This window comes from Amycolatopsis sp. NPDC004079, assembly GCF_040610415.1.
Taxonomy (GTDB): domain Bacteria; phylum Actinomycetota; class Actinomycetes; order Mycobacteriales; family Pseudonocardiaceae; genus Amycolatopsis; species Amycolatopsis halotolerans.
Genome location: NZ_JBEXMH010000086.1, coordinates 23,844 through 30,526 on the forward strand (window position 1 = coordinate 23,844; position 6,683 = coordinate 30,526).

At 70.7% G+C, this 6,683-nt stretch carries 6 protein-coding genes; 2 read left to right on the top strand and 4 right to left on the bottom strand.

Annotated features, from left to right (window positions below; all coding sequences use genetic code 11):
* Positions 1 to 2: 2 nt before the first annotated feature.
* The 4 genes from ABZX37_RS44230 to menD all read right to left on the bottom strand — a co-directional run bounded on the left by ABZX37_RS44230 (position 3) and on the right by menD (position 4,379).
* A complete protein-coding gene (locus ABZX37_RS44230; RefSeq protein WP_354750213.1) occupies positions 3 to 662 on the bottom strand; it encodes a hypothetical protein in 660 nt (219 codons plus the stop codon).
* A gap of 58 nt (positions 663 to 720) precedes the next feature.
* Positions 721 to 2,235, bottom strand: coding sequence for a M1 family metallopeptidase (locus ABZX37_RS44235; RefSeq protein WP_354750215.1), 1,515 nt, complete (start codon positions 2,233 to 2,235; stop codon positions 721 to 723).
* A 91-nt stretch (positions 2,236 to 2,326) separates the two neighbouring features.
* The gene (locus ABZX37_RS44240; RefSeq protein ID WP_354750217.1) at positions 2,327 to 2,671 is read right to left on the bottom strand and encodes a hypothetical protein; all 345 of its coding nucleotides are present in this window, start codon (positions 2,669 to 2,671) and stop codon (positions 2,327 to 2,329) included.
* 31 nt (positions 2,672 to 2,702) lie between these two features.
* Positions 2,703 to 4,379: a 2-succinyl-5-enolpyruvyl-6-hydroxy-3-cyclohexene-1-carboxylic-acid synthase gene (gene menD / locus ABZX37_RS44245; protein WP_354750219.1), complete on the bottom strand. Its 1,677-nt coding sequence runs from the start codon at positions 4,377 to 4,379 to the stop codon at positions 2,703 to 2,705.
* A 96-nt stretch (positions 4,380 to 4,475) separates the two neighbouring features.
* Here menD and ABZX37_RS44250 point away from each other — a divergent pair, with 96 nt between their 5' ends.
* Both ABZX37_RS44250 and menE read left to right on the top strand, forming a co-directional pair.
* Positions 4,476 to 5,399 (top strand): 1,4-dihydroxy-2-naphthoyl-CoA synthase, encoded by a 924-nt coding sequence (locus tag ABZX37_RS44250; RefSeq protein WP_354750221.1) that lies wholly within the window; start codon positions 4,476 to 4,478, stop codon positions 5,397 to 5,399.
* Positions 5,400 to 5,465: 66 nt separating this feature from the next.
* Positions 5,466 to 6,602 carry an o-succinylbenzoate--CoA ligase gene (menE, locus tag ABZX37_RS44255; protein ID WP_354750223.1) on the top strand — a complete coding sequence of 379 codons (1,137 nt, stop codon included), beginning with the start codon at positions 5,466 to 5,468 and terminating at the stop codon, positions 6,600 to 6,602.
* Positions 6,603 to 6,683: the final 81 nt, after the last annotated feature.

The following is a 6,683-nucleotide window of genomic DNA, read 5'->3' on the forward strand; positions in this document are numbered from 1 at the left end:
GTTTAGTCGGGTGCGCCGACCAGCTCGGCACGCGGCAGCCAGTGCGCCCGGTAAAGCACGTGCAGGCAGTACGTATTGACCAGCACCCGAGTTGTGCAATTCAGGTCCGAACACGCGTGGTGCGGCGTTTCCTCGCCCGGAGCAGAACCCGGAGCGAGGAAGGCGAGGTCGAAGAAGTACTCCGCCGTGAACCGGAAGACTGCCGCGCTGCCGGTCAGGAACATCGTGTCGGCGTGGATCCGGTCGTGCAGCCGGTCCCGGGTCTGCCAGTGCGGCCGCTCCACCGGACGCCGATCAGCCGGGATTCGCACCGTGTGCGGCCTGGCCGGGCCGAGCGCCGCCCTCAGCCGGGGCCAGTGCGATGCCCGCAGCTGCGCGGTGTGCTGGCTCAGTACGAGATCCAGCGGACGACCGGCGCACTCCGGCTCAGCGGGAGTCCGGCCGGCGCGCAACGGCAGGTGGATGACCGTATGCCGGGATCGCGCGGCCAGGAGCCACAGCACCCCGATCCGATACGCCGCGCGGCGGTCGACGCACATGTGCGGGTACCGGTCGTTCTCGTACAGCACCGCGGTATCCAGAGCGGGATCAGGGCGCAGCACCCGCCACTCCCGGCCGTCGAGCCGAGCGTGGCGGAGCTGCGCCCGCACTTTCATGGCCACCGAATCCTCCTTGCCGAGAGCGGAACTCTCCAGGATCCCGCAGCCAGGCAAGCGAATTTCAGTGCCGATCGGCCTCCGCCAGCGCGCGGTGGTTCGCCTGGATCTGGTCCCAGGCCTTCGGCTTCGCCGGAGCAGCGGCGAACGCACGGGCCGAGACCGTCCCATTAGGACCGACCGCGGGCTTGCCCTTGGTGAACAGCCAGGTCTGGAACAGCTCCTGCAACGGCTTGCCCGACACCTTCTCCGCGAGCGCCACGAAGTCCGGGATCACCGCCGCCTTGCCGGCCTTCGCGACCTGCCACTGCTGCAGGATCGAGAAGAACGCGTCGTCGCCGACCGTCTTGCGCAGCGCCTGCACGGCCATCGCGCCCCGGTCGTACACCGCGCGGTCGAACTGCTTCGGCTCGCCCGGGTCGCCCGGCAGGACCTGCCAGAACGGGTCGTCGGCGGCGTAGGAGTCGTACGCGTACTGCGCGAGTTCCGCGGTCGTGCCCTCGCCTTGGTGCTCCGACCACAGGTACTCGGCGTAGGACGCGAAGCCCTCGTTCAGCCAGATGTCGCTCCACTTGCCCAGCGAAACGTTGTCGCCGAACCACTGGTGTGCGTTTTCGTGCGCGATCAGCGTGGTGTTGGCGCCGGCGGCGAAGTTGCGCGCGCCGTAGGTCGGCCGGGTCTGGTTTTCCAGCGAGAAGGTGATCCCGCTGGTCACGACGCCGCCCTCGGCCTCGAACGGATACGGCCCGAACTTCGACGCCAGGAACTCGTCGACCTCCGGCGTCCGCTCCACGCTCGCCTTGGCCGCGTCGAGCGAGTCGCCGAGATCCGCGCCGTAGGCGGTGATGAACGGTTTGCCGTCCGGCGTGGTGGACTGGACCACGTCGTACTTGCCGACGACGAACGACGTCAGGTAGGTCGCCTGCGGCTTGGTGCTGCGCCAGTTCCACCGCGTCCAGCCCGCGCGCTTCTTGGTCTTCTTCACGAGCGTGCCGTTCGTGATGGCGGACAGGCCGTCCGGAGCCTCGATCGACACGTCGTAAGTCGCTTTGTCGGTCGGGTGGTCGTTGGAGGGGAACCACCACTGCGCGCTCTGCGGCTCGTCGACGCCGAGCGCCCCGAAAGCGCCCTTCTTCCACGTGTTCAGGCCGCCGACCTTCTCCGTCGACGGGCTGTCGGAGTAGCTCACGACGACCGTCGCGGACTGGCCCTTCAGCAGCGGCTGCGCCGGGGTGATCACCAGCTCGCCGTCGCCGTTTTGGTTGGCGAACTGCGCGGGCCGGTTGTTCACCAGCACGTTCGACGCCTTGAGCGCGAAGTCCAGGTCGAACCGCGAGAGGTCCTGCGTCGCGGTGAGCAGCAGCGTCGTGGTGCCCGACAGGACGTCGGTTTCCGGCTGGTAGCTCACGCGGATGTCGTAGTGCTGCACGTCGGTGCCGCCGTTGCCGGCGTTCGGGTAGTACGGGTCGCCGACGCCGGGCGCGCCCGGTGCCGGCACTGCCGAAGCGGTGCCCGCCAGCAGCACCGTCGCGACTCCAGCCGCAACCGCCCCGATTCCGGCCCGAGTTCTCGATCGCATTGTTCCTCCAAGGTGGCCAATGCGACCGAACGTATCCACGTCAGCACCGCACAGGTACGTCCGAAGGACGGGTTCTTACCCACTGGGAAGATCAACCAGATTCGGCGATCCACCACGCGATGGCGATCGGAATGCCGTACAGGATCGGGCCCGCGTACAGCCCCGGCCACGGCCCCCAGCCGCGTCGCGCGGCCAGCCCGGCCATCGCGAACGAGCCGCCGATCGCCGCGAACCAGCCGACCCACGGCAGCGAGGCGACCGCCTGCTGCCCGGCCGCGCTGCAGATCGCCCTGCTGTCCCCGGCGAAGCAGTTGTCGCTGGCCATCACCAGGAACGACGAGAAATACGAGCACACCAGCCCGACCAGGGCCAGCGCCGCCACCGCCGCGCTGAACCAGGCCCACCGGCCTCGCGGGCGCAGGTCCGCCTCGTTCACGAAATCCCCCATTTTCACCGGCCCCCGCCGGTTAAACCGTCCCCACCGCTTCCGCGACCGCCGACTTCAGCCGCGCGTGGAGATTCCGGTGCTGAGCCCGGTCAACCCGGACCTCGACCACTCGCAGGCCCGGCGCCGGCCGCAACGCGGCACGGAATTCTTCGACCGTCTCGGCCAGGACGTGCGGCACCCGGTAGCCCGCGCAGAGCGCGCCCAGATCAGCGCCGTGCGGCGTGCCGAAGACGCGCTCGAAGCTCGCCGAGTGTTCCGGCGCGCCCTGCTCCAGCAGCGAGAAAATGCCGCCGCCGTCGTCGTTCAGCACCACGATCGTCAGGTCCGGCAGCTGCTCCGCGGGCCCGGTGAGCAGGCCGGACGCGTCGTGCAGGAACGTCAGGTCGCCGAGCAGCGCGTACGACGGCGCGCGGTGCACGGTGGCCGCGCCGATGGCCGTCGACACCGTGCCGTCGATCCCGGCGACGCCGCGGTTGCGGTGCACCAGGACGTCCGGACGCAGCCGTCCGGCCAGCGCGACATCGCGCGTCGGGTTCGAGGAGCCGACCACCAGCAGCGCGCCTTCCGGCAACGCGTCGACCAGCTCGGTCGCCACCCGCACGCCGCTCGGCCACGGCTCGGCGGCCAGCGCCGTCGAAACCGCTTGGCTGGCCGCGGCGTCGGCGCGCTGCCAGCTCGCGAGCCACTCCGGGTCGGCGGGCTTCGTCGGCTCGGCGAACCACTGCCCGACCTGGCGGACGTTGTGCGCGGGCGCGGGCCAGTCCGAATCCGGACGCACCAGCAGCACCTCGACCTCAGGGTCCGACAGCACCTTCTGCACCTGCCGGAACACCGTCGGACGGCCGAGGCACAGCACCTGCTCGGGACGGTGCCGCGAGATGAATTCCTCGACGCCCAGCAGCCAGGCGCCGGACGACATCGCGGTCGCGCCGGACAGGCCGAGCCCGCCGGTCTCCGAAACCACCGGCCAGCCGTGCTGTTCGGCCCATTCGCTGGCCGCCTGCGCGCCGGTGTCGCACGCGATCACCAGGCCGTGCCGCGCCGAGGGCACCACGAACGAGGGCAGCGCGCCGAAGTCCGGCAGCTCGGTCCAGCGTTCGCCGTCCGGGCGGCCTTCGAGCGATTCGTACCACTGCCCGTCATCGTCGAGATCCGGCACGAGCGGCTCGCGGAACGGGATGTTCAGGTGCACCGGCCCGCAGCGCCACTCGCCGTACGCGGCGTTCCACGCGCGGCAGATCTGGCTGCGCCAGTAGGAGTTCTGCCCGGCCCGGCGCTCGGCGACGGCCAGCTCGTCGAAGTAGCGGACCGCGTCGCCGTACAGCTCGTACTGGTTGATCACCTGGCTCGCGCCGGCGGAACGCAGCTCGGGCGGACGGTCGGCGGTGAGCACGATCAGCGGCACGCCCGCCCGGTCGGCCTCCAGCACGGCCGGGTGGAAGTTCGCCGCCGCGGTGCCGGAAGTGCAGACCACCGCCGCCGGACGGCCGGTGCGCGCCGCGATGCCGAGCGCGAGGAACGCCGCGCCGCGCTCGTCGATGCGGACGTGCAGCTTCAGCCGTCCCGACGCGGCGGCGTCGTAGAGCGCGATGGACAGCGGCGCGTTGCGAGATCCTGGACACAACACCACGTGCGAGACGGTGTTGCGGACGAGTTCGTCGACGATGACCCTGGCCTGCGCGGTGGAGGGGTTCACCGGCAAGCCCCAGCTAGGGCGCCGTCCGACGGGCTCTCCCCCGGGGCGGCGTCGTCAGGCACAGCGATCATGTCCACAGGTCCTATTCTCCCAAACGTGGATGACGCCCGAGTTTCCGAGCTGTTCGACCCCGCCGCCTGGTCCGAGGTCGAAGGGTTCTCCTTCACCGACATCACCTACCACCGTTCGCGAGATGCCCGCTCCGGCAAACGGGTGGTCCGGATCGCTTTCGACCGTCCGGAGGTCCGCAACGCCTTCCGCCCGCACACCGTCGACGAGCTCTACCGGGCGCTCGACCACGCCCGGATGAGCTCGGACGTCGGCTGCGTCCTGCTCACCGGCAACGGCCCGTCGCCCAAGGACGGCGGCTGGGCGTTCTGCTCCGGCGGTGACCAGCGTATTCGCGGACGCTCCGGGTATCAGTACGCGAGCGGGGAGACCTCGGACACGGTCGACCCGGCGCGGGCGGGCCGGCTGCACATCCTCGAGGTCCAGCGGTTGATCCGGTTCATGCCGAAACCCGTGGTAGCCGTGGTGCCGGGCTGGGCGGCGGGCGGCGGGCATTCGCTGCACGTCGTGTGCGATCTCACCCTCGCCTCGGCCGAGCACGCGCGGTTCAAGCAGACCGACGCCGACGTCGGCTCGTTCGACGCGGGCTACGGTTCGGCGGGCCTCGCCCGGCAGGTCGGGCAGAAGTTCGCGCGGGAGATCTTCTTCCTCGGCCGCGACTACACCGCCGAGCAGATGCAGCGGATGGGCGCGGTCAACGAGGTCGTTCCGCACGCCGAACTGGAGCGGGTCGCGCTCGAATGGGGCTGGACGATCATCGGCAAGTCGCCGACCGCGCAGCGGATGCTGAAATACGCGTTCAACGCGATCGACGACGGGCTCGTCGGACAGCAGCTGTTCGCCGGTGAGACCACCCGGCTGGCGTACATGCAGGACGAGGCCGTCGAAGGCCGCGACGCGTTCCTGGAGAAGCGCGACCCGGACTGGTCCGGCTACCCGTACTACTACTGACCTCGTGAGTGTTTATGCCGGTTCTGACCGGCATAAACGCTCGCAAGACCCAGCCGGAGCCCCTTGGTGCACGTTTCCCGCCTAGACGGCAGCCCCGCCGCCCTGGCCGCCCTGGACGCGGCCCTCGCCGCCGCCCTGGACGGCGGCGAGGCGGTTCTCCCCTTGAACTCCGCCGACCCGTCGGCCCCAGCCCTCATCGAAGCGATGGCCCCGGAGCAGCCGGTCGAGCCGGACACCGCCGTAGTGATCGCCACGTCCGGGTCCACCGGAGCGCCGAAGGGAGTGCTGCTGTCGCCGCGAGCGCTCACCGCGTCCGCGACTGCCACGCACGCCCGGCTCGGCGGCCCCGGGCACTGGCTGCTCGCCACGCCCGCGCACTACATCGGCGGCCTGCAGGTCCTGATCCGGGCGCGCCTGGCAGGCACGAAACCGGCGTTCCTGACCGGCACCGGCTTCCGTCCGGACGAGTTCGCCGCCGCGGCCGCGCCGGTCTTGGCGGAGAACGGCCCGCGCTACACCGCGCTCGTGCCGACTCAGCTAGTCCGGCTGCTCGACGACGGCGGCGCTGGCCTGGCCGCCGCGAAGGCGTTCGACGGAATCATCCTGGGCGCCGCCGCGACCTCGCCGAAGCTGCGCGCGCAAGCGGCCGAGGAAGGCGTGCCGATCGTTCCCTCGTACGGGATGAGCGAGACCGCCAGCGGCTGCGTCTACGACGGCATTCCGCTCGACGGTGTGAGCGTGGAACCCGACGCCGACGAGCGGCTGTGGATCTCCGGCCCGGTGCTTTCGCACGGCTACCGCCTCGCGCCGGAACTGACCGCGGAGTCGTTCCGGGACGGCCGGTTCCGTACCTCCGACCGCGGCCGCCTGCTGCCCGACGGCCGGGTCGAAGTGCTCGGGCGGGCGGATGACGTGATCAACACCGGCGGGGTCAAAGTGTCCGCCGCCGCGATCGAACGCCTGCTCGGCGCGCAGCCCGGGGTGCGGGACGCCTGCGTCGTCGGCATTCCCGATCCGCAGTGGGGCGAGGCGGTTGTCGCCATGGTGGTGGCCTCGGCAGACGAGGCCGCGCTGCGCGCCGCTGTCCGAGCTGAGCTGGGTGCCGCCGCGACGCCGAAACGCATCGAGTTCGCCGACGAGCTGCCCCTGCGCGGGCCGGGGAAGATCGACCGCCAGGCAGTCCGGTCCCGACTCGTTCCGTGAAGGACTCCTTGAGGGAATCTGATTCCCTCAAGGAGTCCTTCACGGACCACAACCCGGCTTCCGTTCCCGGGTCCTCGGCTG

What these genes read in the sequence shown, in the direction of transcription:
- ABZX37_RS44235 (WP_354750215.1), bottom strand. Translation starts at nt 2,235, where the DNA reads ATGCGATCGAGAACTCGGGCCGGAATCGGGGCGGTTGCGGCTGGAGTC.